Here is a 25,991-nt window from a genome sequence, read left to right on the forward strand (position 1 = left end):
GATGACATGAAATCCACCCCACGCCCATTCGTGCCTGCGCTCGGACTCCACAGCCTGACAGGGTTCTACGATGGCCTGATCGCCCGCTTCCTGGCCGAGGACGCCTGGAAGGCCCGGCTTGTCGCCACCATCGCGCCAAAGCTCGACGACGTCATCGTCGACCTTGGATGCGGCACGGGCACGCTGGGGTTGCTGCTGAAGGCGGCTTGTCCCCAGACCACTGTCATCGGGATCGATCCCGACCCGGCGATGCTGGGCCGTGCCAGGGCCAAGGCCGCCGAAGGAAACCTCGACATCCGGTTCGAGCAGGCTTTCGCAGACGCCCTGCAGCTGGACAGCGGGTCCGCGACCGCAGTCGTATCAAGCCTCGTTCTCCACCACCTGGAGCAGCCCACCAAGCGGGCCGCGTTCGCGGAGGCCTTCAGAGTCCTGCGCCCGGGAGGCCGCATCGTGATCGCGGACTGGGCGAACCCGGACAACCTCCTAATGCGGCTGGCCTATGTCCCCGTGCAAGTCTTCGACGGCTTCCCGAACACGCGCGACAACCTCCATGGGCTCCTGCCCATGCTGATGCGGCATGCGGGGTTCGAGGACGTCCGCGAGGTCTACCGACGCAGGACGATCTTCGGAAACCTAGCCTTCCTGCAAGGGACGAAGCCTGTCGGGAGGGATGCGCCATGAAAACCCGACCGGCTGTCCTTGTCTTCGGGTTGATCGCGCTCACGGCCGCCGCCGATCTCGCCACCAAGTTCCTCGCCTCCATCCACCTGACGGACGCGGTGGAGCCGCTTCTGCCCTTCCTGAGCCTCTCGCTGGCGTTCAACCGCGGCGTCAGCTTCAGCATGTTCTCTGCGGACACGGATACCGGGGTCGCGATCCTGCTCCTCGTGCAGGCGCTGGCGACCGCCGTCGTGACCTGGTTCGCGCTGCGGGCTCCGGATCCGGGCGAGCGCACCGGGTATGGCTTGATCGCCGGAGGCGCGCTGGGGAACCTGATCGACCGGGCGGCGGATGGGGCCGTGACCGATTTCCTCGACCTCCATCCCATGGCCTGGCGGCTTTTCACATTCAACGTCGCCGACATCTTCATCTCCGCAGGTGTCGTCCTGCTCGTGATCGACGCCCTCCTGAAGTCCCGCGGACCGGCGGTCCGTCCCGATACGGCCGTGCACGAAAGGCGCTCCGGATGAGTGACGATGACGACGACAAGATCCAGGATTACTCCCACGTCACCCCAGCCTACCGGCGGGCCCTGTGGACCGTCGTGGTGCTCAACGTCGGCTATGGGTTGGCCGAGATCGTGGCCGGGTTCGTTTCCGGGTCGCAGGCCCTGAAGGCGGACGCCCTCGACTTCCTGGGTGACGGCACCATCACGCTGCTAGGCCTTCTCGCCATCGGGTGGAGCTTAGTCTGGCGGGCGCGGTCCGCGCTCCTGCAGGGCATTTTCCTCGGCCTCCTCGGCCTCGGCATCCTTGTCACGTCCGCGTACCGGGTGTTCGTCCTCCACCAGCCTGAGGCCGAGATCATGGGCCTGTTCGGGGTGATCGCACTGGTCGTCAACGTGGCATCGGCCTGGGTGCTGCTGCCGCATCGGTCAGGAGATGCGAACGTCAGGGCCGTGTGGCTGTTCAGCCGGAACGATGCCATCGGCAACGTGGCGGTGATCATCGCCGCAGGCCTCGTCGCGTGGACCGCGACGCCATGGCCAGACCTTGTCGTTGCCGTTGTCATCGCTGGGCTATTCCTCCAGTCGTCATGGGCCATCATCAAGGATGCCCGTCGCGACCTCAGAACCGTCCAAGCCTCGGCCTGACCGCCGCGTCGTTCGGGCAAGGCGTCAGAGGGGCCTCAGGCATCCTGTGGATCATGGGTAACGGGAGCCGGACGCCTCAATCCTGCCGGACTTGAAGGCAACCTTTCATGCCGGTTGGCCGGCTTCCGCAGGTTCCTGTGCCTGCGGCAAGACAGCGTTAAAGCCAATCCCTTAGAAAAACGGGGAACCGTCCGGGATCAACCCCGGGCACACAGAATGCGGGGATTCCCACGATGAAGCGTATCGCATTGGCTGCGGGCCTCGTGCTCGCGCTCGCCGCCTGCCAAGGCCAGGACATGTCCACGCGCCACCTGGCGCCGATCCCCGCCGCCACCATGGCGCTGATGGAAACGAAGGGCATGTCGAAGAACGACCCGATCCTGATGCGCTCCTACAAGAAGGAATCCGAGATCGAGGTCTGGAAGCGCGGCCGCGACGGCCGCTACGCGCTCCTCAAGACCTACCCGATGTGCCGCTGGTCGGGGCAGCTCGGGCCGAAGATCCGCGAGGGCGACCGCCAGGCCCCGGAGGGCTTCTACACGGTCACCCCGGCACAGATGAACCCGAACTCGCAGCTCTACCTCTCGTTCAACCTCGGCTACCCGAACGAGTACGACCGCGCGCATGGCCGGACGGGGTCGCACCTGATGGTGCACGGTTCGTGCTCGTCGCAAGGGTGCTTCGCCATGACCGACGAGGCCATCTCAGAGGTCTATGCACTCGCCCGCGAGGCCTTCGCCAGCGGCCAGCGCGGCTTCCAGTTCCAGTCCTATCCGTTCCGGATGACGGCCGAGAACCTGGCCAAGCACCGGCTGGACCCGAACATCGCGTTTTGGCGGAACCTCAAGGAGGGCTCCGACTACTTCGAGATCGCCAGGGACGAGCCGCGCGTGTCCGTCGCCAATCAGCAGTATGCCTTCAGCGGCGACGCCTCGGTCATGACGTCCGTCGCGCAGAAGCGGCAGAGCGACGATCAGCAGGTGGGTGCGTTGGCCGCCAATGGCGTGCAGCCGGTCAAGGTGGTCTACGCCGACGGTGGGCAGCACGAGAGCTTCCGGCAGGCCTTGTACGGCGATGCAGGGCAGGGCGGATCGCTTGCCGTCGACGCCAACGCGCGCAAGCGCCTTGGGGACGTCAGCCGCCCTGAGGCGCTGGCCGCCGGGCCGCAGGAGGTCGTCCTCGCTGCCAACGGCAAGCCAAGGCAGGAGACGTCGTCCAGGCTTGCCTATGCCTCGCAGGGACCGGCGGGCCAGGGACGCGCCGCCGGGGCCGTCCAGCCGTCCGCACCGGCTCCGGTCGCGACGTCTGCGCCGACCGTCCAGGCGGGGAGCGAGGGACGCTCGGTGCTTGATCGCTTCCGGGGATTGTTCGGCGGCTGAACGTCGCCAGGATCGTCCTAGGGCGCTGTCTTGGAGGGCGCCACGGCATGGGCTTGCGGGTCCTCCCTGTGGCGCAAATCCTCGCGCTCGCGGGTCTTCACGTAGGAGACGGCGTAGAGGATGATGGTCAGGGCCACGAGTGCGAGGGCCAGCGCAAGGTTCCTGCGGCCTCGCCGTTTCCGCCAATCATCCATTCCTGCAGCCCTCCGCGAGATCGAGGCTGCCGACCTAGCACCTCAAGCTGCTAGAGGTTCAAGCCTAAATCTGCACTTAAGAGGAAGGATACGCTCACGAAGCCGAAGTCGAGGGCGCTCTATCCCTCGGCGCATGGCCGGATTCCGTGATGAAGCGCGCCAGCACGGCGAGGGCTGCGGCGAAGTAGACGCCGCCCATCGGGATCCACATGATCAGCCCGGCGAGCCTCTGGTCATCGAGGGGCAGCAGGCCCCAGGCCGCGCCCCGGGCGGCCATCAGGGGGTACCAGACCTGTGGCGACAGGGCGAGCAGAAGGCCGAGCACCGCCGTGTGCAGGAAGGTGAAGAAGAGCAGCATCGCGGCCAGTCCGCTGGCTCCTCCCGGGGTGCGGTAGGTCTCCAGCACCGAATGCCAGAACATCAGGCTGACAAGCAGGAACAGCGCATACATGACGAGGTGCAGACTGACGTCGAGGAGCGCCCCCTGGTAGAGCGCGGGGATATGCCAGAACCAGATGTTCAGGCCGTAGAGAACGAAGCTGACGAGCAGATAGGCGTATGGCCGCGACGCTGGCGTTTCCGCTCGCCTCCAGCTACCAGCCGTCATGCGCAGACGGGCCGGCAGACCCGCCAGCAGGACGTTGCCCGGCCGGCTCAGGGCGAGGAACAACGGGGCTCCGGTGACGAGCAGGACGTGCTGAACCATGTGCGCCCAGGCCAGCGTCGATGCCATCCGGCACAGCGGTGAGACCAGCGCCACGACCAGGCAGGCTATGCCGGCGGTGAAAAGAAGATGCTGGGCGAAGGTCGGACAGCGTGCTCCACCATCCTGGAACCACGAACGTAGAGGAAGCCGGCAACGATCAACGCAGCACGACCACGGGCGTGAGGCTCCAGGACGACCAGACCTGCCCGGGTGTCGTTTCCGGAAGGGACGCAAGGCAGAGAGTCAGAAGATCGGGAAGGACGGGTTCGGCGGCTGTGACCGAGCGCGCGGCCAGGAGGAACAGGGCGATGACCAGAGGAAGGCGGAAGCGCTTCTTCGTCGAGACCGAGCTGCCGCACATGAGACCCTCCTCAACAAGCTCCGCAGCGTCAACACCGGGTAGGCGGCTTTGTTCGTACAAACGGCTCGTCACCGTACCAATGACGGGACCAGGGATGCCGGAACAGTCTCCCGATCCTCCCGTTTCGATCAGAGGAATTCTGTCAGTGCAGCCAACATTTCCCAGAGCTCGCAGGTCGGCCAGCAGGTGAAGGAGACCATGGGACACTCACACGGGCAGGCCCACTCTCACGGCAGCAAAGGCTCCGAAGATCGATCTCCCAAGCGCGGGCGGCGCCTGCTGATCGCGCTCGCGCTCAACCTGGGCATCACCGCCGCCGAGGTTGTCGGAGGCGTGATCTCCGGTTCGCTCGCGCTCCTGGCCGATGCCGCGCACAACTTCTCCGATGCGGCCTCCGTGCTCGTGTCATACATCGCCTGGCGGATCTCCCAGCGCGAGGCAGACCGCCGCCGCACCTTCGGCTATGCCCGCGCCGAGACGATTGGTGCCCTGATCAATCTCACGACACTGTTCGTGATCGGACTATATCTCGTCTATGAGGCGGCGACCCGGCTCTTCAACCCGGTGGAGGTCGCCGGCACCACGATGCTGGTCGTCGGCGTCATCGCGCTTGTCGAGGATCTCGCGGCGGCCTGGGTGCTGCGAAAGGAGATCGGCAGCCTCAACGTCAAAAGCACCTACCTGCACATGATCGCGGACGCCATGGCGACGGTCGGCGTCATCGTGGGCGCCGTCGCGATCATGACATGGGGCATCACCTGGATCGACCCGGTGATCACGGCGCTCATCGCCGTCTACATCTTCCGGCATGCCTACAAGGAGATCAGGGAGGCCATCGCCGTCCTCATGGACAGCGCCCCGAAGGACTTCGATTACGATGGGCTGTTGGCTGAGCTGAAGGCGATCCCGTCCGTCGAGGACGTGCATCACCTGCACGTGTGGCAGCCCGACGAGGGCAGGACCGCGCTGGAAGGGCATATCGCGGTGTCGGAGCAGGATCTCGCCGCCGTGACGGACCTCAAGGGACGCATCAAGGCGCGGCTCAAGGAGCGGTTCGGCATCGACCATGCCACCCTGGAGTTCGAGCTGGCGTCGCACGTCCGTCACAGCCGCGAACTCCTCCAGGACAGGTGAGGGCCCATGGATTTCCTCCAGGTCCTCGCCTTGGCCCTCCTGCCTGCCGCGGGCAATTTCGCGGGCGGCGTGCTTGCCGAACTCATCCCGACCTCACGGCGGACTCTGAGCCGCGCGTTGCACGTGGCGGCCGGGATCGTCGTCGCGGTCGTCGACGTCGAGCTGATGCCGGAGGCCCTGGAGGGAGCTGCCCCCTGGCTGGTGGTTCTCGGGTTCTGCCTGGGCGGCGGCACCTTCATCCTGCTGGATGCCGCCATGGAGCGGTTCAGCGGCGGCGAGAAGGCCGCCGGCCCATGGCTGGTCTATGCCGCGGTGTTCATCGACCTCTTCAGCGACGGACTGATGATCGGGGTCGGCTCGGTCGTTTCCTTCAGCCTCGCCCTCGTGCTTGCCGTCGGCCAGGTCACCGCTGACGTCCCTGAGGGCTTTGCCGCCATTGCCAACTTCCGGGACAAGGGCGTGGCCCGCTTCAAGCGGCTCATGCTCTCGGCATCCTTCGTGGCCGCCACCCTCCTGGGGGCTAGCGTCGGCTACTGGCTATTGCGGGACCAGGCCAGAGCGATCCAACTCACAGCCCTTGCGTTCACCGCGGGCCTTCTGATCCTCGCCGCGGTCGAGGAGATGCTGGGCGAGGCGCACGAGGCGGCCGAGGACAGCCGGGCCACGGCAGCGTTCTTCGTGGGCGGGTTCGCCCTGTTCACGCTCGTTGCGTCCTACTTCGAGGCATAGGGTGCGAAGCAGGCTTGCTGGTCTGCTTCCGGTGTGCGGCTCCAGCTTACTGGTTGGCTGTCATGGTCGGCGACGTCCGACCACCGAGCGAGGCCCAGGTCGAGCCCTGGTCGCCTTCGCGCTTGATGTACACGTAGCCCGTCTTGTGCCAGGGCAGGATGGCGTTGCGCTTGTTGTCCAGGATGAGGTCGCCCCGGTTGGTGCGAACCATCATCACCGCGTGTCCCGCGCCTTCCTCGTCGATGACAACGGTCATGCGCAGTGCCCGGCGAGGGAAGCCGGCTTCGACCAGGCGCCTGCGCTTGACGAGCTGATAGTCCTCGCAGTCACCGTAACCGTCCTCGGCGAAGTCCCAGCGGTCCTCGACGCCCCAGTGATCCTTATCCGTTTTGGCCCTGATGTCAGCGTTGACCTGCTGGTTGATTCGGACAAGGGTCTGCCAGTCCTTGGCCGTGAGCTCGATGGTGGCAGGCTCGGAGGCATCGACTGCGCATTCGCCCGGGTTCTGCTCACAGAACCGGATCCAACCCAGGATCGGCTTCGCTGTGCCGATCATCCCAACGGGTTGGGAGGCAGTCGGCAACCCTGCAACAGTCTGCGCCTGCGCCCCACTGCCGATCACGGTGAGTCCCATCGTGAAGGCTGCGAGACGAAGCGTGTTCCGGAGAGAAAGTCGAGTGCTCAAGGACTCGAGGAGAGACTGCCGCATTGCCCCCGCCATGCTGTTAAGGTTTTGTTCATCAAACCTGACACAGCGGGCCGGTGGCGCTCAAGGCAAAAGTTAAACGAGAGTTAACAGGTCGCACCCCATTTCGTTCCAAACATTTCGTTATCCATGTCCCGCGCGCAATGTCGCAGCCGTGATCTCCAGGCGCCCGCTCATGTCGTCGAACGAGAGGGCGTAGTGGACGTCCGCGCTGTCCCGGTGCGCCTCGCCCACGCTCAACGCGGCATCACCCAGTTCGAGCAGGAGTTCGCCACGGCGCTCCGCCGCCATTCTTGGATCGTAGACAACCATCGTCGCACCGAGCACGGTCAGCGTATCGTCGATGAGCTTCGTCGCCGCCGCATCGTCTCCTTGGCGGAACGTCGCCGCGATCCTGATCCGCTCGGTGACGGGACGATCCGGCGGGCCAACCACTTCGATGTCGACCTGACGCGCGGCGTAACGACAGCGACTGCTGACCACACAGGAGGTTTGCCGGACGCGAAGATCAGCGCCGAACTGTCCCAGCACCGGATTGATCATTTCTGCATAATTCGGCGGCGGGGCATCAAACGGATCGGCCGTCGCCTGGGAGGCAAGGGCGAGCGTTCCTATGAAAAAGGCAAAGACTGGTCGCATGGCCCCTCCGAATGTTGCCAATATGCCGCCTGAGCATCGTGGCACGCACATGACCCACCATTCATTTCCGATGTCGTTTTCCCCGTAAAAATGGAGCATGGCCGACAGGGCTGCCAACCTCCCGGTTGTAATGCGTCGCTTTACTTCTCCAGCGGACACAAGCTCTTGATTGTGCCGCGCTTCACACTTCAGGGGGCATGTGAGAGGTTCGCGGCATGAAGCCATGGCTTGCCATCACGCGTCTGCTCCCGCTCCTTGCGGTCCTTGCACTCGTGCTTGCCCCGTTTGCCGCCCCCGCTGCGGCTCGCGGGATGATCGCGCCCGTGGCGGCCGACGCCGGAATGGCTCGGGCCTCCGCAGCCTATGCCATGGTGATGGCCGAGGTGCAGTGCTGCGCGCCCGCCCGCTCATCCAAGCCCGAAGCGCCCAAGGCCTGCCCGCTTGCGGCCTTGTGCCATGCGAAAGTTCTCCAGGACGGTTCGACCGCCAGAGCGGTGGTGCGCTGGTTCAGCCCCGCACAGGCTCTGGTGCCCCGGGATGACGCCACACCGGAGACGCTGGCCCAGGCTCCACCTGCTCGGCCTCCCCAAGCCTGAGGATCTTGCCGGCGCAAGCGCCGGACGCCGCGTGGTCCTCACCGCGCCAAGGCCGACCCGTTGGGTCATGACTGCCGTCGATCCTGGGATAATCCAGTAAAGCCGTCTCTCTGGGCACGCCCTCTCGGCGGCGCTCCTCCGCGCAATTCCAGGACGGACCCGACACCTAAGCACAGATGTGATGATGCACCCCGTCGAGGGGCGAAAGACACCAAAATGACGAAGCGATCTCTCGTTGCTCTCCTATCGACCCTGGCCATCGGCGGCATGCCGTCTGCGATGGCCCAGGCCCCTGGAACCTTCCGCGCCGGCGCCATCGTGGTGGAGGCGCCCTGGTCCCGCGCCACGCCCGGCGGCGCCAAGGTGGGCAGCGGCTACATGCGGATCAAGAACACCGGGTCGGAGCCCGACCGTCTGGTCGGCGGCTCCACCGTGGTCGCGGAACGCTTCGAGGTGCACCGCTCCACGGTTGTCGAGGGCGTCGCCCGCATGGAGCCCGTCGCCGGAGGCCTGGAGATCGGCCCGGGTCAGACCGTGGAGCTGAAGCCGGGCGCGCTGCATGCCATGCTCGTCAACCTGCGGCAGGGATTGAACCCAGGCGACACGGTGAAGGGCATGCTCGTGTTCGAGAAGGCGGGCGTGCTCAAGATCGAATACCGGGTCGGCGGCATCGGGGCACAGGCCGCCCCGGCGGCTGCCAACGTCCACCAGGGCCACTAAGGCGGTGCAATGTCATCCACTCTCAAGATCATTCGCTGGGTCGCATTTGCGCTCATCGCGGTCCTGCTGCTCCAGATCGGTTTCTTCGCTTGGCACTGGTACCGCGGGGAGACGTCCGGCTCTCGGTTCGCTCAACCCGTCATCACGACGACCGGAGTTGCAGACGTTGGTGGTCCATTCTCGCTGGTGAACCATCGGGGTGAGCGGGTCACGCAGGACACCTTCAAGGGCAAGCCGACGGTGTATTTCTTCGGCTTCACCCACTGCCCGGAGGTGTGCCCGACGACACTTTTCGAAATGAGCCAGCACCTCAAGGACCTCGGCCCCGACGCCGACCGCCTCAACGTCGTCTTCGTAACGGTCGACCCCGAGCGGGACACCCCCGAGTTGCTGAAGACCTACATGGAAAGCTTCGATCCCCGGATCGTCGCGCTCACCGGCTCGCCGGAGGAAGTGACGGCGGCGGCGAAGGCCTTCCGCGTCGCCTACCGCAAGGTGCCGACGGAGGGCGGCAACTACACGATGGAACACTCCGCGTCGGTGACCGTGACCGATGCACAGGGCGGCTTCGTCAGCCTGATCGACTACCACGAGGACAAGGCAACGGCGCTCGCGAAACTCAAACGGGCGATCCGGGGATAGGACATGAGCCAACCCGCCACCACTCGTCACGTGACCATGCCCGATGGGCTGCTCACAACCGCAGGCCGTCACACGTGGGCGTACCTGTTCACCGCCTGGATCATAGCGCTCGCCGCGACCGCCGGAGCCCTGTTCATCGGGGAGGTCATGGGGCAGACGCCCTGTAACCTATGTTGGCACCAGCGGGTCTTCATGTTCCCGCTTGCCGTCATCCTGGCCGTGGCGACCTTCCGCGAGGATACCGGCATCTGGCGCTACGCCTTGCCTATCGCAGGGCTCGGGTGGCTCATCGCCGCCTTCCACTCGCTGCTCTACGCCGGGATCACCCCCGAGGCGATCAAGCCCTGCGGACAGGGGCCGTCCTGCTCCAGCGCCGACATGACCGTTCTTGGCCTGCCGCTCCCCTACCTGTCGCTCGCGGCCTTCACCGCCATCGCCGTTCTTCTCATTCCTGCCAGTCGAAAGAAATCCAATGTCTAAGCGCCTCCTTGTCATCCTGACCGCCCTGATCGTGGTCGCCGCCTTCGCCGGTGGTGCCTTCCTGTATGACCGCTCCGGCAAGGGCGCCGAGCCTGCTTCCGCGGCTACCGCCGCCAACGGCACCCTGGTCCGGCCGCACTCGCCGGTCATCGGCCCACCGGAGGCCCCAGTCACCATCGTGGAGTTCTTCGATCCGATGTGCGAGGCCTGCCGGGCCTTCTATCCCATCGTCAAGCAGATCATGGCGGACTTCCCGAAGGACGTGCGCCTGGTCCTGCGGTACACCCCCTTTCACGAGGGGGCCGACACCGCGGTTCGGATCCTGGAGACGGCGCGCGCCCAGGGACGGTTCGAGCCGGTTCTCGAAGCTCTGATGGCCACCCAGCCGGAGTGGGCCGCTCATGGCGCCCCCGATCTGGACAAGGCCTGGGGTTATGCCAAGGTCGCCGGCCTCCTGGTGCAACGCGCCCAGTCCGAGGCTTCCTCGCCCGAGATCACCCGCGTCCTGGAGCAGGATATTGCCGACGTGAAGGCCAACAATGTGCAGCAGACGCCGACCTTCTTCGTCAACGGCAAGGCGCTGACCAATTTCGGCCCGCAGCAGCTCCGCGACCTGGTGCAACGCGAGGTCGACCAAGTGCGGAAGGGGTCATAATCGCCCCGACTGGTCTTCGGTCCCAATGGGATCCGGCCAAAGGTCGGATCCCCGGCAGCCTGAACTGTGGTAGTTCTCGGAGGCTCCCTTGAAACCCTGGCCATCCGCTGATCTCATGCCCGCCCGAGTCAAACGATCCTCCCGACGTCCGCTCACGAAGTCGGGGGGCACCCCTTGGGTCAGGGTCCTCACCGTCGCCTTCGGCCTTGCCCTTGGACTTTCGGCCGCCGGCGCCGCGGAGGCGCCGCCGCGTCTGATCGTGCATGAGACGCCGCGCCCCATTCCGGAGCTTTCCTTCAAGGACGACGGCGGGCGGCAAGTTTCCCTCGCCGATCTGTGCGGCAGGATCGTCGTTCTGAACATTTGGGCGACCTGGTGTTCCCCATGTCGTGAGGAAATGCCCGCCCTTGATCGCCTCCAGGCCCAGTTCGACCGAAAGGATGTCGAGGTCGTCGCCTTGTCGATTGACCGGAAGGGGCTCGATCCGGTGCGAAAGTTCCTCACCTCGGTCGATGTCAGGCATCTGGCGCAGTACATCGACGAGAGCGGCGGTGCGTCGCGCAAGCTTGGCCTTGTCGGCCTGCCGGGCACCCTGGTGATCGACCGGGACGGGCGGGAGATCGGCCGCTTGCTCGGCGCCGCGGAGTGGGACAGCCCGGAAACCGTGGAATTCCTGAAGGCACGCGTCGAGCAGGGGAAGACCGCCCCAGCCCGGGAGCCAGCATTGTGATGCTGGCCCGGTACCGGCACGTGCCTTGGACGAACATTTTGGCCGCCCGGGCCTCGTGCCGCGCCGGCAGGATGGAGTGAAGAACCCATGCTCAGCGTCTCCCTCCCTGCCGCCATGCTCGGCGGGCTCATCAGTTTCTTGAGCCCCTGCGTCCTGCCGCTGGTGCCGCCGTATCTGTCCTTCTTGGCGGGCACGACGTTTGATCGCCTGAGCGCGGGCGACGATCGCGCTGTCCGACAGCGGGCCGTCCTGGCGGCGCTGCTGTTCGTGGCGGGCTTCTCCACCGTCTTCGTGCTGCTGGGGGCTACCGCTTCGGCCCTTGGCCAGGTGATCCGACAGTACCTCGATGTGCTGAGCACCCTCGCTGGAGTCTCTATCATCGTAATGGGGCTGCATTTCCTCGGCGTGTTCCGCATCGGGCTGTTCTACCGCGAGGCGCGATTCAGTGTGCCCAAACCCACTGGGCTCTGGGGCGCCTATGTGATGGGTCTGGCCTTCGCGTTTGGTTGGACGCCCTGCATCGGGCCAGTGTTGGCCGCGATCCTCACCGTGGCGGGCTCGGAGGACAGCGTGTCTCAGGGTGCGCTGCTGCTTGCCGCCTATTCGGCGGGTCTTGGCGTTCCCTTCTTGCTCGCCGCCTTCGCCATGAAGCCGTTCGCGGCTCTCCTCAAACGCATGCGCTCCCGCTTCGTGCTGATCGAGAAGGCCATGGGCGGCCTCCTCGTGCTGACCGGCATCGCCTTTCTGACTGGTTGGATCACCAACATGTCCTTCTGGCTCCTTGAGACGTTTCCCGCTCTGGCGACGCTCGGCTGACGTCCGGTGGAGACCATCTGATGGTCGACAGCCCCGCTCAAGTTTGCCAAAAAGGGTGCCGGTTTCCCAATGGTCAGGAACCCATTCCCCCAGCCGTTGCCTGATCGATTGATCTTGTGACCTGGTCCCGCGCCGACCCGATGCAGGACACCACGCCGTTGACGATCATCTCGGGCGTGTAGATCTGACCCGCCTTGCGGGCTTTCGCATATCCCTTCTGCCGTAGGGTGAAGAGCGTGGCCGCCAGCGTATCCTTCCAGCCGAGATAATCCCAGTAGTTCACGGGCAGGGTCAGCACGACGAGGCTGGGATCCCGTTGCCACTCCATCATGAGCTCGTCCGCGGGCCGGCAGGCCGAGCAGCTTTGGCTGACGAAGAGTTCGAGAACCGTGCGCGGCTCCGGCGAGGCGGCAGCCTGGCCCACAACGAGGGTGGAGACAGCAGACAGAAGGCCAGTCCAGGTTCTCAAAGGGTATCGCATGCCTCTAACTCAGCACGCCGTCCGGATGGCATGGAAGTCACGTTCCCTTGATCTCGGCCCGCCCGGGGACGTTAGGCCGGCTGCCGTGATCGACAGCGGGAATCCGAATCGGTAGCCATGGTGGGCTTGCACTCAGCAAGTGGCTGACCCGTCCGGCGCGGAGCCGCGAACAGGACGGTCTGAACGCAAGGATCTCTGTGATGCCCTTCAACGCCCCCGCCGTGCGCCGTGTCGCGCTCCTCGCCGCGCTCGTCCTGCCGTCGGTGGTGCTGGCCCAGCCCGCTTCGTTCACGCCGGAGCAGCGCGAGGCCATCGGCGGGATCGTCCGGGAGTATCTCGTCAAGAACCCCGAGGTGCTGCAGGAGGCGTTCACCGAGCTCCAGCGGCGGCAGCAGGTGGCCGAGCAGGCGGGCCGGGCGGAGGTCCTGACCGCTGAGCGCGGCAAGCTCGAGAACTCGCCCCATGACTTCGTGCTCGGCAACCCGCAGGGCGACGTCACCATGGTCGAGTTCCTCGATTACAACTGCGGCTACTGCAAACGCGCCGTGGCCGACGTGAAGGCGCTCATCAAGTCCGACCCCAAGCTGTGGGTGGTGATCAAGGATTTTCCGGTGCTTGGGCCAGGGTCCATCGAGGCCAGCCGCGTCGCGCTGGCAGCCAAGTCCCAGCTCACCGGCGACAAGCTCTACGAGTTCCACACCAAGCTCATGGAGAGACGCGGCCCGGCCAACGGGGAGTCCGCCAAGGCTGTGGCCAAGGAGATGGGGCTCGACATGGCCCGCCTGGAAAAGGATCTGCACAGCGATGGGATCGACGCCACGCTCAAGGAGAACATGAAGCCTGGCGAAAGGTTGGGCATCAACGGCACGCCCGGGTTCGTCATCGGGAATGAGGTTATTGCTGGAGCAGTCGGAGCCGAGCCGCTGAGACAGGTCATCGCGAACACGCGAAAGTAAGGCACGAGCAGGATGTGAAGCAGCATCCGGAACTCCACTTCCGCCTCAGATCTTCGGCCAACGCTCTACGTTCCCGGTCTGCCGCGGGCCTGCTGGTATTCGCGCTCGGTTTTTGGCCAAATGCTTTTGCCGAAGGCGAGGATCGCCCGGATTTCGGCGTCCGATAGTGAGCTCTCAAACGCGGGCATGTCACTTTCATACCCGGGCACGACCGCGGCCAAACCTTCTTCGTGATCGTGAACAGCTCCTCGTCGCTGTGATGCCATGTGTGCCCGCTGGCATCATGCGGTGGTGCTGGCATGCGGCCGCTCGACAAGGCCTCCTGCCAGTTGGGCTGGCCTTCAAGCCTTGCTCCGTGGCACGAGGCACAGCGCTCGGCATAGAGTTTGGCGCCGAGCGTAACTTAGGCCGCGTTGCCTTGGCCCAGGGAGCGTTCGAGACCAAGCCACCCAATGGTGGCCGCAGCACCGAAGATTGCCAGGAGGGCACCCCAAGCTAGCACCCTGCCCATGTCACGACCTGCCGCGGAGATACTTGAGCAGCGCCGCCGCTGCGAGCACGAGGACGATGACGGTCAGGAGCCACGCCACCCCCATTCCCGCCATCATCCAGCCCATCCCGTCCATCATGCCTGCCATCGGAGCCTCGCCTCATGAGTGGGGCTGACCAAGCGCGGTCCAGGTGCGTCCCTGGTCTGCGCTGCTCAGAAGCTTCCCGCCGTTTGTGACGGCGAACACCCGTTGCGGGTTCGTGGGATCCGCAGCGAGATGAAGGAGGTAGCCTTCCCCGAATCCGCTACTGATGGTTGCGAGCCCGACCGGCGGCTCACCCGCCCTCACCAGACCCCGCCCGAGCACGAAGGCGTAGAGGGTGCCCTCGGGCGTCACCTCGACCAGGCTCACCGGCCCTCCCTGCACGAGAGGTTGCCAAGACCTGCCCGCATCCGTGCTGACCAGCAGGCCCGACTGGGTCGCCGCATAGAGCGTGTCCGGGCTTTTTGCCGAGGCGGCGAGATCGATCAGTCCCTCAGGCCCCGGGCCGATAATCGTCCACGTCTTGCCCGCATCCCGGCTGATCTGGAGCCCCCGGTGGGTGCCATAGATCGTCTGCGGGTCGGCTGGGCTCACGGTCATCTGGTGGAAGTCCACCGGACCGTTCGCGCCTGGGGAAACCTGGGACCAGGTTCGGCCGCGGTCGTCCGAGGCAACGAAGCCGAGATTGCCACCCTGCGCCGGGTGTCCGCTCGCATAAAGCCTGTTTGGGTCGGATGGGTGCGGGGTGAAGCCCATAAAGTCCTGAACCGGAGAGATCCGCTCTGCCTTCCCGTCCGCACCGGTCCTGAAGAGACCATGGTGGGTCGCGATCAGGAGGCGCGAAGGATCCTGGCGGTCGACGGCCAAGCCGTGGATGTGGGTTTGTGTCGTCAGGTGCGAAACAGCAACGGTCTCAGCTGCATTCGTGCGGATCGCAAAGGTGGCCAGTGTGATCGCCAGTGCTGCCGCTCCGGCGGGGAGAAGCTTGCCGCGCATTTTCTTGTTCATCTCTTTCATTGTGGAAATTCCTGCTGGGTTGTTGCCTTGGAAATCGAGGGGAGCTGGAAGGGAGATCACATCGGCAGCATCGTTCCTGCCTTTCATTCTGCCGCCCGCGGCAGCGCGTTTCCGAGGCGTGCGGACAGGGGCTCGTGGCTGCCGTCGCGGCTTGGGGCCACGTCCCCCCGCCGCGGCAGCCCGCGCCCCTTCACGAGGGCGTAAATGGCTGGGATGACCACCAGCGTCAGCACGGTCGACGAGACCATGCCGCCGATCATCGGCACGGCAATGCGCTGCATGATCTCGGAGCCGGCACCCGTGCTCCACAGGATCGGGATCAGGCCCGCCATGATCGCCACCACCGTCATCATCTTCGGCCGCACCCGCTCCACCGCGCCGACCATGATCGACTCGTAGAGGTCCTCGCGGCTGAAGGCGCGGCCCTGGCCCGCACGCGCGGCCTGCACCTCCTTCATGGCATGATCCAGGTAGATCAGCATGATGACGCCGGTTTCCGCCGCAACACCAGCAAGCGCGATGAAGCCCACCGCCACGGCCACCGACATGTTGAAGCCGAGCCACCACATCAGCCACAGCCCGCCGACCAGCGCGAAGGGCAGTGACAGCATCACGATCAACGTCTCCGTGAGCCGCTTGAAGTTGAGGTAGAGCAGCAGAAAGATGATCAGCAGCGTGACCGGCACCACGATCTTGAGGCGGGCCTCGGCGCGTTCCAGGTACTCGAACTGCCCGCTCCATTGGACGTAGTAGCCCGGCGGGAACTTGACCTCGTTCGCAACCGCCTGGCGCGCCTCGGCGACATAGCCGCCGAGATCGCGCCCGGTGATGTCGACGAAGATGTAGACCGCAAGCTGGCCGTTCTCCGTGCGGATCGAGGTCGCGCCCCGATTGAGCTTCACCTCCGCGACCTCGCCCAGTGGCACGGCGCCCCCGTTGGGCATCGGCACCTGCACCTCGGTGGCGATGGCCTGCGGGTTCGAGCGCAGCTCGCGCGGATAGCGGATGTTGACGCTGTAGCGCTCGCGGCCCTCGACGGTGTTGGTGATCATCTCGCCGCCGAGCGCCATGGCGATCACATCCTGCACGTCACCCACGGTCAGGCCATAGCGCCCAAGCGCCTCCCGGTTCGGTGTGATGTCAAGGTAGTAGCCGCCAATCACCCGCTCAGCAAATGCACTCGATGTGCCGGGAACCGCCTTGACCACGGCCTCGACCTGGCGCGAGATCTTCTCCATCTCGGCAAGGTCGGTGCCGAACACCTTGATGCCGACAGGGGTGCGGATGCCGGTCGAGAGCATGTCGATGCGCGCCCGGATCGGCATGGTCCAGGCGTTCGACACGCCGGGGAACTGCAGCGCCTTGTCCATCTCGGCCTTGAGGCTGTCGATGGTGACCCCCGGCCGCCACTCGCTCTTTGGCTTCAGGTTGATGATCGTCTCGAACATCTCCGTTGGCGCAGGGTCGGTGGCTGTCGAGGCGCGGCCCGCCTTGCCATAGACCGAGGCAACCTCAGGGAACGACTTGATGATCCGATCCTGGGTTGCCAGAAGCTCGGCCGCCTTGGTGATCGACAGTCCCGGCAAGGTGGTGGGCATGTACATCAGCGTGCCCTCGTTCAGGGTCGGCATGAACTCGGAGCCGATCTGGCGCGCAGGCCAGACGCTGGCGCCGAGCGCCACGAGGGCGACGAGGATCGTGAGCACCTTGGCCTTGAGCACGCCCCGGATGACCGGCCGGTAGATCCAGATCAGAAAGCGGTTCAGCGGGTTCTTGTGCTCCGGAATGATCCGCCCGCGCACAAAGATCACCATCAGGGCCGGGACGAGCGTCACGGACAGGAAGGCGGCGGACGCCATGGCGAAGGTCTTGGTGAAGGCGAGCGGCCCGAAGAGGCGGCCTTCCTGGTTCTCCAGCGTGAAGATCGGCAGGAACGACACCGTGATGATCAGCAGGCTGAAGAACAGGGCCGGGCCAACCTCGCTTGCGGCCTCGATCAGGATCTCGACGCGTGGCTTGTCCTTTGGGGCCCGTTCCAGGTGCTTGTGGGCGTTCTCGATCATGACGATCGCCGCATCGATCATCGCCCCGACCGCAATCGCAATGCCGCCCAGGCTCATGATGTTGGACCCGAGCCCGATCATCTTCATGGCGACGAAGCTGATCAGGATACCAACCGGCAGCATCAGGATGGCAACAAGCGCGCTGCGCAGGTGGAGCAGGAACACAATGCAGACCAGCGCGACGATGACGCTCTCCTCGATCAGCGTGTACTTGAGGGTCTCGATGGCGGCCTCGATCAGCTGCGAGCGGTCATAGACGGGAACAATCTCGGTGCCCGCAGGCAGGCTCGGCAGGACCTCCGCAAGGCGCTGCTTCACGCTCTCGATCACGTTGAGTGCGTTGGCCCCGAAGCGCTGCAGGATGATGCCGCTTGCGACCTCGCCTTCGCCGTTGAGCTCGGTGATGCCGCGCCGCTCGTCAGGCCCCAATTCGACACGGGCGATGTCGCCGAGACGCAGGGGCGTGCCGGCATCGGTCTTGAGCACGATGCTCTCGATGTCCTGAATGTTCTTCAAATAGCCGCGGCCGCGGACCATGAACTCGAACTCGGAGAGCTCGACCGTGCGCCCACCGACGTCCATGTTGCTCCCGCGGATGGCATCGCGGATCATGGTCATCGAGACGCCCTGCGCGCGCAGGCGGCGCGGATCGACCACGACGTTGTACTGCTTGACGAAGCCGCCGACCGCGGCCACCTCGGCGACGCCCTCGGCCTTGGCGGCGGCAAAGCGCACCTTCCAGTCCTGCACCGAGCGCAGCTCCGCCAGGGTGAGGTCCTTAGCCAAGAGGGCATACTGGTAAACCCAACCCACGCCAGTGGCATCGGGGCCGAGGGTCGGCGTCACACCCGCGGGGAGGCGACTTCCTGCGGCATTGAGGAATTCGAGCACCCGCGACCGTGCCCAGTACGGGTCCGTGCCGTCCTCGAAGATGATGTAGACGAACGAGACGCCGAAGAACGAGAAGCCCCGCACCACCTTCGATTGCGGCACCGTCAGCATCGCGGTGGTGAGCGGATAGGTCACCTGGTCCTCGACGACCTGCGGCGCCTGACCCGGGTAATCCGTGTAGACGATGACCTGCACGTCCGAGAGGTCGGGAATGGCATCGAGCGGCAGGCTGCGCAGGGCGTACAGACCCGCCGCGACGGCGAACACAGTCGCGATCAGGACGAGCATCAGGTTGCGGGACGACCAGGCGATGGTACCGGCGATCATTGGGGCTTCTCTTCGGCAGGTGCCGTCATGCCCTGCAGGGCGGCTTTCAGGTTGCTTTCGGCATCAATGAGGAAGTTGGCGGACGTCACCACCTGATCCCCCGCGGCGACGCCCTCGCGGATCTCGACGAAGCCGTTCCCGCGAGCGCCGACCTTGACCTGGCGCGGCTCGAAGCGGCCTTCGCCCTTGTCGACGATCACGATCTGACGGGTACCGGTGTCGATGAGCGCGCTGTCGGGCACGGCCACGACGGGCTTGCCGGAGCCGGTGGCGAACTCCACGTCCGCGTACATGTCCGGCAGCAGGAGCCCGTCCCGGTTGGGGATCTCGATCCGCACCCGGGCCGTGCGGGTCTCTGGGTTCACCTGCGGGTAGATCAGGTCAACGCGGCCCGAGAACGTCTGTCCCGGCAGGCTGCGCACCCGGAGGGTCACAGCCTGGCCCGGCTGGACGGCGCCCAGGTCGTGTTCCGGCACGTCCGCGAGGATCCAGACGGTCGAGATGTCGGCCAGCCGGAACAGCACGTCACCGGGCATGGCCCGCATGCCCTCGATGGCATTGCGCTCCAGGATGATCCCGTCCCGCGGGGCTGACCACGTGATCGCGGTCGGCACCTTGCGGGTGCGTTCGATCTCGGCGATCACCTCCGGGGGCACGTTGAGGTTCTCAAGCCGGCGGCGGGCGCCCTCCAGCACCAGCGGCCGTCCGGCGCCACTGCCTTCGTTCACGACACTGAGGTACTGCGCGCTCGCCGCCGCGATGTCCGGGGAATACAGGCGCAACAGCGGATCGCCCTTGCGCACGCGCTCGCCGGTGGTCACGTCCTCGACCTTGTCGATGAAGCTCTCAGAGCGCAGGGAGATCACGGCGATGCGGCGCTCATCAAGCTTCACGGTGCCGGGGGCGCGGACCGGACGGGTCACAACCCGGCGCTCGACAGCCTCCGAGCGCACGCCGGTGCGCTGCAGCTTGCCTGGCGAGACCGTAACGGTCGAGCCGTCCTCCGCCTCGCCCTCGTAGACCGGGATGTAGTCCATGCCCATCGAGTCTTTCTTCGGCACCGGCGAGGTGTCGGGCAGGCCCATGGGGTTGCGGTAGTACAGGATCTTCTTGCCGCTGGCCTGGTCAGCTGCGCTCTGTCCGGCTGACGCGTCCTTCGGCTTGTCGTCGAAGCTCACGTCCTCACCGACCCGAACAGCGACGTAATCCCGACCGTCCTCCGTCTTCTTCGGCACGGCGGAATAGAAAGGCTGGCCATCGGGATGGCGGTAATAGGCAATCGGGCCGGTCGCCGGAGGAGAGCCATTGCCTTCCGGGGCGAAGCCCAGCCATCTCGGCAGCGCAATCCCGCCAGGCAGGGCGAGACCGCCTTGGCCCGCACGGAAGCCGAGCCACATGCCAGCTGCAAGGGCCAGCAACACCAACACAGCAACGAACATGCGCCTGAGGGCCCGCTTGCCATCTGAGGGTCGTTGCTCCCCCAGTTCGGGCGCATGAAAACGCGTCATCTGATCCATCACGGCACCGCCTTGAGCACGAGTCGGTTTTGAACGGTACCGATCTCGCCCTGCACCTTCGCGGCGAGCGAGAGCTGCCATCCACCTTCCATCGCGAGGTTGGTCTTGAACTGGTAGATCCCAGGCTCTGGTGACGGCATCGGCTCGATGGGAGCCGTCATCGTCGGCATGCCGTCGGGAGCCATGTCGATCCGCCGCGCGAAAACCACTGCGTCCGCAACAGACGTTCCGGAGCGCCTGTCGACGAGGCGCACATCCACCGTGGCTTCACCCTGCTTCACCTCGCCTTGGACAAGCTCGAAGGCATGATCCTTGAGCTCCGCGGTCGAGACAGGAGGTAGCGTGCCGGCGCTAGCGAGCCCAAACCGCGCCTTCGCCTGTGCCCAGGAGGGCGGGACCCAATCTGGGAGGGTTGAACGGTCGGGCAACGCCTGGATTGCCGACGAGGGGATCCAGGCCGGCAAGGCCGATCGGTCCATCAGCATGAGGCCGAGGATGGCGGAGCCAACTAGGGCGAGCCCCAGGAGCACGGCCGCAATGGCGCGTCCTTTGGTGAGGAAAATCATCTGTCTGTAACCTAGTCATGCATATCGAGGGCATTGCAGGCACCACGGAGGGACGCTTTACAATGCGCGGTCATACCCCGTGACGCATGGTCACGAGGCGACACCATCCGGCGCGGACGCCGGTGCAGGGCTAGGCTTTAGGAGGATGATCCGGAGGCAGTGCGGGCAGACTGTCGCCACGTTGCGCGAAATAGGGGGCGAGCTCCGCCGCGAGCGCAGAGCGAACCAGCGCCGAGCCAGCCGTCGGCATGTTCTGGGGACACTTGGCGATACAGAGCACCGCGAAGGGGCAGGCTTTCATGTCGCTGCAGTCAGGCGGCGTCTGGTCGCAGCAGGACATATCATCCGCCGTCGTCACAATGGGCGCATTGAACCCAGCCGCTGCCGACGCGGCGGACGAACCACCGACGACAACAAGGCTCACGACCGCCATGATCGTCAGCAACCGGGAAAGGGCCACCCAAAGTGCCATACCTAACACTTTCACATCAGGGCCGCTCAGAAAAGCCGCCTCCGATCACATGATCGATACCGCTCCGGGTTTCAAGGTCCGTTACGGGATAATGGCAAAGCTACTCGTTCCACGAGAGTTCACATTGGTCATGCTAACGGCTGCCTGACATGGTCCCGCGCCCCTTTGGTTGACGAGCGCCGAACCTGGGAACGTCTGGCTATGTTTGTCAGGCCGGCGCCGTGGCTGCAACGCCATCCGAAAGCCTGCCACGCCACTAAGGCTTCCGTCCCAGCGGAACTGTCGGTTTCCGTCCAATGTCCACCTCACCAGCCTTGGACAGCGTCGCTGTCCGCTTGACGGCCTCGGCCTTGCTTTGTGAGCCAACGTTAGAGACCGAAACGATGAACCGTTTGACAAGCTCACGCTGGAAAGCTGCCCTGCGCTGCTCCTGTATCGTCAAGCGAGGCTCGTGCTCCAATGGAAGAGGCTGAGCGGAGGCAACCTGCACCGGTTGAGCTGGAAGTCCTACGGGATCCGCAGCCCCTTGGTTGGCCATGGGCGAACCTATGGCGGCGAGATGAACCCGGGCCCTCCGGCAATACTCAATCGAGCGGGGCGTCATCCGCTCCTCTCCATGACCTGCCCGATATTTCATAAGCGCTCGGCATAGATCGCCGCCTGTGAGGCGCCAGGCCTTGGCTAGGTACTCGATCCCGTAGCGGATGTTCACCTGAGGGTCGGCCAAAGCCTCGCTTGGCCCAGTAAAGCCAAGCATCGCTGCCGTGCCAGGACGGACCTGCATCAGTCCAAGCTCCCCGACCGTCCCGATGACGGATGGATTATAGGAGCTTTCAACCATAACGACGGCATCCGCAACAGCTGTCGGCAACCCGCGGCGCTCAGCCTCCTGGGCGACCAGCGGCAGATAATAGCCACGCCCTTTCGGTTGGACGGGCGGCAAGCCGACCAAGGTCTCCACCACAGGCGGCTTCGGCAGCGAGAGAATGATCTGCTCGATGCGGTCGGCTTCGGACCGATCCTCGCTCCGGTGGGGCGAAGCGAGGGCAGGCTGTGCGGCGGCGGTCATCACCACGGCGGCAAGGCAAGCGGCAGTGTGTAGCAGACGACCCACGGCATCCTCCGGCGGGGGTGTACAAGACGGACATGCTGACCACGGAAGGCCATGTTCGGCCAAGACGGCAACGCCTAGGCACGCGCATTCTCCGCGAAGAGCAGGTGTCGCACCGTTCAAGCGCGACCGGGCGCACCGACACCACGCCGCATGCGGCCTTCCGTGCGACGCATCTGTGATGGTCCGTCCGCTTTTGCAAGACCGTGCGGAACACCACTCCTGCCACACGGACGGCATTGGCGTTCAGGCTTCGTCCACAGCAGCCACGAAGAAGTAGCAGCCCTCGCGCCGGACGGCGGCCCGCGCGGCTGGCACGTTGAAGCCGCCTGGGCTGTCCCCGTGCTTGCCCAGCGTGCCGCGGAACTTCCAGCCTGCGCCAATGAGGAAGTCCGGGATCGCGCCGCTCTTTGGAATCGCGCAGAACAGTCCACGCGCAAAGCGGCACTCGAAGTAGATGTAGGCTTGAGCTGCGGTCGGGCGTCTTGGCCTGTTGGGCATGCAGGGTCGGCCGGGGGGCCTCCCCAATCCAATCTTGTTACGCCCATCACGGCCGGCCGCTGTTTTGGCGCGAACGCGGGGGGTTGCCGGCTTATCTGTGCGGCGGTCATCGGTCTTGTCCGGCAATGCAGAGCTCCGGAGAACAGGCACGAATTCATGGGCAAGGAACAATGGTCGTGACTGGGGCCACGCAGGCCCCACGCTCCCGCCCTCACTAGCACAGGTGCCGGTGAGGGCTGACGCGCTGACGGGTCGTGCAAGGGTTAGGCGTAAACCCGGCTCATGAGCACGTCGTCGGGAGCGACACGGCCCGGATCGGTCGCACGATCAGATGATGCCGAAGGTTCGGGGAGGACGCTTCAGGCCATCCGGATTGGCGCCAGAGCCCTGTTGGCTCACCATGGCCAGCCTGGTGGCTGTGGCCGTGGCCGTCGCGGCGCCAGGACCAAAGGGAGGCAGGGCCATGCCGCAGACGGTGCCACAATGAGAGAGATGGTTGGGACCGGTCCCGTCATGATCAGGCACAAGGAGTGCGCAGGCGCAGATGTCCGACGTCCTGACACCCGCCGCGCCGTGGCCATCTCTGCCATCCGGCTGGGGCGACCCGTTGATGCGGGCGGCCGCCTCCCAGCTCTCAACGGAGACTGCACTATGGGCGTGCAGGCCTGCCATGACCCCGCCGTGCAGCACGAACGCGGTCACGGTCGTAAGCATGAGGCTTGCGACAAGTCGGCGTAAGTGGGTCCACACAGGGTCCAGTGACTTGCTCCTATAACCGCCATCAACTGGCCGGCAATCAACAGCATAGGGCTCTTGGCGGCCATCGCAAGCGCCTGTTCAGGGCCACGCGGGGGCTGGTGAACGGATCCAACCTTTAGAACCGCATCTCCTCAACCCGTGTTCTTTGCGACCGCTCCAAAGCGGGCTGACCTGGCGCCGCGGTGCAGGGGCATCGCCAGCCTGATCAGCCCTCGCCATCGATCAGCAGGTCGAGGCCCACCAGGTCCAGGCGAAGCACCCCGCGGCCGACATCGTCGATCAAGTGGCGCCGACGCAGGTAACCGAATGCCCGGCTAACGGTCTCAATCTTGAGGCCCACGAAGTCGGCGATGTCCGATCTGGACATGGGCACACTCACAATGTCCCCGAGCCCAATGTTCTGGTGCAGGAACCGCAGGAACAAGGCCAAGCGCTTCCGGGCATCCTTTCGCCCAAGAAGGCCGACATGGTCGAGCGCCTCGCTCGCGCTGGCACGCAGGACATTCGCCAGCTGGCGCCCGAGGAGCGGATTGCATTCGCCCAGACGCTGCAGCTTGCCGGCGTCGAACTCGAGCAGGACCACGGGCGAAACCGCCTCGGCCGTCAGGAGCCGCTCGGCATGGGTAAGTCCGAAATAGTCCCCCGGAAACGCGAACCGGACGATCTGGCGGGCGCCGTCGGGGAAGAACGTGACGAGCCGCACCACACCCTCAAGGACGCGGAAGCAGCGGCTCTCAGTTGGACCACCCGCGAAGATGGCCTCATTCGGACCGACCGTCCGCCGGCCTCCCTGACGGATGAGGAAGGACCGGGACTCGTCCTCGGTCTCCAGGGTGCAGGGGAGATCCTCCAGGCGCCATGCCCTGGGATCCGGGCACAGGCACCCGACCGGTTCGGCCAGGGCGGTGTTGTTCAGTTCGGGACTCATAGCGGCGGCCCAGGACAGCGGAACGGCCGAAAGTGGCCAGCTCCTCATGCATGAACCGAATTGGCCGCGATGGCATTGATCCGGATCAAGCGCCCGGCCGCCGTGCCGGCGGCTACTGCCTTGACCAGCCGACGTGGTGCATTTCGCCGTGGCCAAGCGCGGATGGGACCTGGTGATTGATCAGGATCAATGACGCCATACGGCTCAGCTGCGATGGTGCGACCGTAGCAGAGAGCCTCTGACGCCGCAGCGCGGCCATTTCATAGGAGAAACGATCATGCGCACTTCCTTCGCCCTCGCGGCCGCCGTGTCGGTGCTTGCTTTGGTGACCGTCCAACAGGTCGCGCACGCCGCCGAGCAGCGCGACCCCTCCCCGGTTCGTATCGTCGTTGCCATGGACAACATGGGCAATATGCAGCAGAGCCCGGCGGGAGGTGGCACGCCGGCCGGCCAAAGCTCTGGCGGCATGAGCATGTGCTGCGGCATGGGCGGAATGTCTGCGTCCGGGCAATCCACGATGGCGCCAAGCGGCCAGGCAGGGTCTGGCGCAATGCCGTCAGGGCAGGCTGGTCAGATGGGCTCCGGCATGATGAACGACAACATGCGATCCATGCCGCAGGGCCAGATGGGCGGCATGCCACAGGGTGGGTCGGGGCAAGGCGGCGGCACGGGCATGATGGATGACAACATGATGCGCATGCAGCAAGGCCAGACCGGCATGGCTCCCATGGGTCAGGGCGGCATGATGATGGACAACATGCGCCGCATGCAGCCCAACCAGCAGGGCGGGATGGGCATGATGAACAACGACGCGATGCGCATGCCGCCGGCGCCGATGGGCGGTACGATGCCGGGAATGACCGCAGGCGGTGCGGACATGACGGACCGCATCGAGGGTCGGATTGCCTTTCTGAAGGCGGAGCTGAAGATCACTGACGCGCAAGCACCGGCCTGGAACCAGTTTGCCGAAGCCCTGCGCTCAAGCCGACAGCATCTGATCGAGGCCCGGCAGCTGCTGGCAGCCCCGGCAGCCGATGCGACCGCAACCATGCGGCTGGAGCAGTACGAGCGCCATCTTGGCGCCCGGCTGGAGGCCCTCAAGGCAGCGCGGAGCTCCTTTGCCCAGCTCCATGCCGGACTTGACGAGCACCAGAAGCACGTGGCGGAAGAATTGGTCGTGCCGCTCCTGGCCACCTTCTGAGCGGCCTGTGTGGGTCCAGGCCTTGGTTCCCCGAGTTGAACCGGAGTGACGCGGCAGCGGCGGCGCCCCCTGGCGCCGCGGCGCTGTCGGTTTTGCTCCCGACCCAAATGCCTGCCGTGGCCAGCCGCGATGACTCCTCCGACGACCCGGGACAGCTCTCCGAAAGGACAATCAAGATCAGCTGGCAGTGACTTCATGACACAGAGTTCTTCCTCCCACCACATGCACCAACGCCCCCTCACTGCACCTCTCGTCCTGATTGTCGCGGCAACCGCCTTCGTTGGCCTGTCCGCCCTTCAGGCGTCTGGCCAGTCGGCAGACAGCCATGCCGGGCACCACCCTGATGCTATGCCCGCCCCGAGCATGTC

The 25,991-nt window shown here is 65.4% G+C and carries 30 protein-coding genes and 1 pseudogene; 15 read left to right on the forward strand and 16 right to left on the reverse strand.

The features are described from left to right. Positions 1-6 precede the first annotated feature (6 nt). From GR303_RS20025 to GR303_RS20040, 4 genes are all read left to right on the forward strand, one after another. Positions 7-681 carry a class I SAM-dependent methyltransferase gene (locus GR303_RS20025; RefSeq protein WP_161725227.1) on the forward strand — a complete coding sequence of 225 codons (675 nt, stop codon included), beginning with the start codon at positions 7-9 and terminating at the stop codon, positions 679-681. Further along, positions 678-1,190 (forward strand): signal peptidase II, encoded by a 513-nt coding sequence (lspA, locus tag GR303_RS20030; protein ID WP_161725228.1) that lies wholly within the window; start codon positions 678-680, stop codon positions 1,188-1,190. Before GR303_RS20025 ends, lspA begins: the two co-directional genes overlap by 4 nt. Next, a complete protein-coding gene (locus tag GR303_RS20035) occupies positions 1,187-1,813 on the forward strand; it encodes a cation diffusion facilitator family transporter (protein WP_161725230.1) in 627 nt (208 codons plus the stop codon). Before lspA ends, GR303_RS20035 begins: the two co-directional genes overlap by 4 nt. 233 nt (positions 1,814-2,046) lie before the next feature. After that, positions 2,047-3,192, forward strand: coding sequence for a L,D-transpeptidase family protein (locus tag GR303_RS20040; protein ID WP_161725231.1), 1,146 nt, complete (start codon positions 2,047-2,049; stop codon positions 3,190-3,192). Between the two features lie 17 nt (positions 3,193-3,209). Here the strand turns inward: GR303_RS20040 and GR303_RS20045 are convergent, their stop codons facing one another. The 3 genes from GR303_RS20045 to GR303_RS20055 all read right to left on the reverse strand — a co-directional run bounded on the left by GR303_RS20045 (position 3,210) and on the right by GR303_RS20055 (position 4,453). Next, positions 3,210-3,386, reverse strand: a complete 177-nt coding sequence (locus GR303_RS20045) for a hypothetical protein (RefSeq protein ID WP_161725233.1) — start codon at positions 3,384-3,386, stop codon at positions 3,210-3,212. Positions 3,387-3,480: 94 nt separating this feature from the next. Continuing rightward, a complete protein-coding gene (locus GR303_RS20050; protein ID WP_161725234.1) occupies positions 3,481-4,326 on the reverse strand; it encodes a cytochrome c oxidase assembly protein in 846 nt (281 codons plus the stop codon). After that, a complete protein-coding gene (locus tag GR303_RS20055; protein WP_161725236.1) occupies positions 4,250-4,453 on the reverse strand; it encodes a hypothetical protein in 204 nt (67 codons plus the stop codon). The genes GR303_RS20050 and GR303_RS20055 overlap by 77 nt, the downstream gene beginning before the upstream one ends. 198 nt (positions 4,454-4,651) lie before the next feature. Here GR303_RS20055 and GR303_RS20060 point away from each other — a divergent pair, with 198 nt between their 5' ends. After that, complete coding sequence (locus tag GR303_RS20060; protein ID WP_161725237.1) at positions 4,652-5,587, forward strand: cation diffusion facilitator family transporter; 936 nt, start codon at positions 4,652-4,654, stop codon at positions 5,585-5,587. A 6-nt stretch (positions 5,588-5,593) separates the two neighbouring features. Beyond that, positions 5,594-6,316, forward strand: a complete 723-nt coding sequence (locus GR303_RS20065) for a ZIP family metal transporter (protein ID WP_161725239.1) — start codon at positions 5,594-5,596, stop codon at positions 6,314-6,316. A 46-nt stretch (positions 6,317-6,362) separates the two neighbouring features. Here the strand turns inward: GR303_RS20065 and GR303_RS20070 are convergent, their stop codons facing one another. Beyond that, positions 6,363-7,025 (reverse strand): transglutaminase-like cysteine peptidase, encoded by a 663-nt coding sequence (locus GR303_RS20070; RefSeq protein ID WP_161725240.1) that lies wholly within the window; start codon positions 7,023-7,025, stop codon positions 6,363-6,365. Positions 7,026-7,145: 120 nt separating this feature from the next. Next, the gene (locus tag GR303_RS20075; RefSeq protein ID WP_161725241.1) at positions 7,146-7,661 is read right to left on the reverse strand and encodes a hypothetical protein; all 516 of its coding nucleotides are present in this window, start codon (positions 7,659-7,661) and stop codon (positions 7,146-7,148) included. A gap of 215 nt (positions 7,662-7,876) precedes the next feature. Here GR303_RS20075 and GR303_RS20080 point away from each other — a divergent pair, with 215 nt between their 5' ends. From GR303_RS20080 to GR303_RS20110, 7 genes are all read left to right on the forward strand, one after another. Continuing rightward, positions 7,877-8,257, forward strand: a complete 381-nt coding sequence (locus tag GR303_RS20080) for a hypothetical protein (RefSeq protein ID WP_161725242.1) — start codon at positions 7,877-7,879, stop codon at positions 8,255-8,257. A gap of 216 nt (positions 8,258-8,473) precedes the next feature. Further along, positions 8,474-8,977, forward strand: coding sequence for a copper chaperone PCu(A)C (locus GR303_RS20085; protein ID WP_161725244.1), 504 nt, complete (start codon positions 8,474-8,476; stop codon positions 8,975-8,977). Positions 8,978-8,986: 9 nt separating this feature from the next. Further along, positions 8,987-9,619 (forward strand): SCO family protein, encoded by a 633-nt coding sequence (locus GR303_RS20090; RefSeq protein ID WP_161725245.1) that lies wholly within the window; start codon positions 8,987-8,989, stop codon positions 9,617-9,619. 3 nt (positions 9,620-9,622) lie between these two features. Beyond that, a complete protein-coding gene (locus tag GR303_RS20095; protein WP_246205705.1) occupies positions 9,623-10,099 on the forward strand; it encodes a disulfide bond formation protein B in 477 nt (158 codons plus the stop codon). Beyond that, positions 10,092-10,754: a DsbA family protein gene (locus GR303_RS20100; protein WP_161725247.1), complete on the forward strand. Its 663-nt coding sequence runs from the start codon at positions 10,092-10,094 to the stop codon at positions 10,752-10,754. Before GR303_RS20095 ends, GR303_RS20100 begins: the two co-directional genes overlap by 8 nt. An 88-nt stretch (positions 10,755-10,842) precedes the next feature. Continuing rightward, positions 10,843-11,484, forward strand: coding sequence for a TlpA family protein disulfide reductase (locus tag GR303_RS20105; RefSeq protein WP_246205707.1), 642 nt, complete (start codon positions 10,843-10,845; stop codon positions 11,482-11,484). Between the two features lie 87 nt (positions 11,485-11,571). After that, positions 11,572-12,300, forward strand: coding sequence for a cytochrome c biogenesis CcdA family protein (locus GR303_RS20110; protein WP_161725248.1), 729 nt, complete (start codon positions 11,572-11,574; stop codon positions 12,298-12,300). A gap of 73 nt (positions 12,301-12,373) precedes the next feature. Here the strand turns inward: GR303_RS20110 and GR303_RS20115 are convergent, their stop codons facing one another. Then, a complete protein-coding gene (locus tag GR303_RS20115; RefSeq protein ID WP_161725250.1) occupies positions 12,374-12,769 on the reverse strand; it encodes a DUF1223 domain-containing protein in 396 nt (131 codons plus the stop codon). A gap of 212 nt (positions 12,770-12,981) precedes the next feature. Between GR303_RS20115 and GR303_RS20120 the strand changes: the two genes are divergently transcribed. Then, entirely contained in the window at positions 12,982-13,737 is a 756-nt protein-coding gene (locus GR303_RS20120; RefSeq protein WP_161725252.1) for a DsbA family protein, read from the forward strand. Here GR303_RS20120 and GR303_RS24895 read toward each other — a convergent pair. From GR303_RS24895 to GR303_RS20160, 10 genes and pseudogenes are all read right to left on the reverse strand, one after another. After that, positions 13,715-14,101: pseudogene (locus GR303_RS24895) on the reverse strand (hypothetical protein); the annotation flags it as partial. The gene GR303_RS20120 and the pseudogene GR303_RS24895 sit on opposite strands and share 23 nt — an antisense overlap. A 148-nt stretch (positions 14,102-14,249) precedes the next feature. Next, a complete protein-coding gene (locus tag GR303_RS25235; protein WP_281351515.1) occupies positions 14,250-14,375 on the reverse strand; it encodes a hypothetical protein in 126 nt (41 codons plus the stop codon). 12 nt (positions 14,376-14,387) lie between these two features. Beyond that, positions 14,388-15,287 carry a F510_1955 family glycosylhydrolase gene (locus GR303_RS20125; RefSeq protein WP_161725254.1) on the reverse strand — a complete coding sequence of 300 codons (900 nt, stop codon included), beginning with the start codon at positions 15,285-15,287 and terminating at the stop codon, positions 14,388-14,390. Between the two features lie 83 nt (positions 15,288-15,370). Next, positions 15,371-18,568, reverse strand: a complete 3,198-nt coding sequence (locus GR303_RS20130) for an efflux RND transporter permease subunit (protein ID WP_161725184.1) — start codon at positions 18,566-18,568, stop codon at positions 15,371-15,373. Beyond that, positions 18,565-20,085 carry an efflux RND transporter periplasmic adaptor subunit gene (locus tag GR303_RS20135; protein WP_161725256.1) on the reverse strand — a complete coding sequence of 507 codons (1,521 nt, stop codon included), beginning with the start codon at positions 20,083-20,085 and terminating at the stop codon, positions 18,565-18,567. The genes GR303_RS20130 and GR303_RS20135 overlap by 4 nt, the downstream gene beginning before the upstream one ends. Next, the gene (locus GR303_RS20140) at positions 20,085-20,513 is read right to left on the reverse strand and encodes a FixH family protein (RefSeq protein WP_246205713.1); all 429 of its coding nucleotides are present in this window, start codon (positions 20,511-20,513) and stop codon (positions 20,085-20,087) included. The genes GR303_RS20135 and GR303_RS20140 overlap by 1 nt, the downstream gene beginning before the upstream one ends. A 268-nt stretch (positions 20,514-20,781) precedes the next feature. After that, the gene (locus tag GR303_RS20145; RefSeq protein ID WP_161725257.1) at positions 20,782-21,123 is read right to left on the reverse strand and encodes a hypothetical protein; all 342 of its coding nucleotides are present in this window, start codon (positions 21,121-21,123) and stop codon (positions 20,782-20,784) included. Between the two features lie 256 nt (positions 21,124-21,379). Beyond that, the gene (locus tag GR303_RS20150; protein ID WP_343038477.1) at positions 21,380-22,237 is read right to left on the reverse strand and encodes a lytic transglycosylase domain-containing protein; all 858 of its coding nucleotides are present in this window, start codon (positions 22,235-22,237) and stop codon (positions 21,380-21,382) included. A gap of 243 nt (positions 22,238-22,480) precedes the next feature. Then, positions 22,481-22,735, reverse strand: a complete 255-nt coding sequence (locus tag GR303_RS20155) for a hypothetical protein (RefSeq protein ID WP_161725259.1) — start codon at positions 22,733-22,735, stop codon at positions 22,481-22,483. A gap of 964 nt (positions 22,736-23,699) precedes the next feature. Then, the gene (locus GR303_RS20160; protein WP_161725261.1) at positions 23,700-24,422 is read right to left on the reverse strand and encodes a Crp/Fnr family transcriptional regulator; all 723 of its coding nucleotides are present in this window, start codon (positions 24,420-24,422) and stop codon (positions 23,700-23,702) included. Between the two features lie 277 nt (positions 24,423-24,699). On the opposite strand from GR303_RS20160, the gene GR303_RS20165 reads away from it, so the two are divergent. Beyond that, positions 24,700-25,623, forward strand: a complete 924-nt coding sequence (locus GR303_RS20165; RefSeq protein WP_161725262.1) for a Spy/CpxP family protein refolding chaperone — start codon at positions 24,700-24,702, stop codon at positions 25,621-25,623. Positions 25,624-25,991: the final 368 nt, after the last annotated feature.

It is taken from the genome of Microvirga arsenatis, from assembly GCF_009910705.1.
GTDB lineage: Bacteria > Pseudomonadota > Alphaproteobacteria > Rhizobiales > Beijerinckiaceae > Microvirga > Microvirga arsenatis.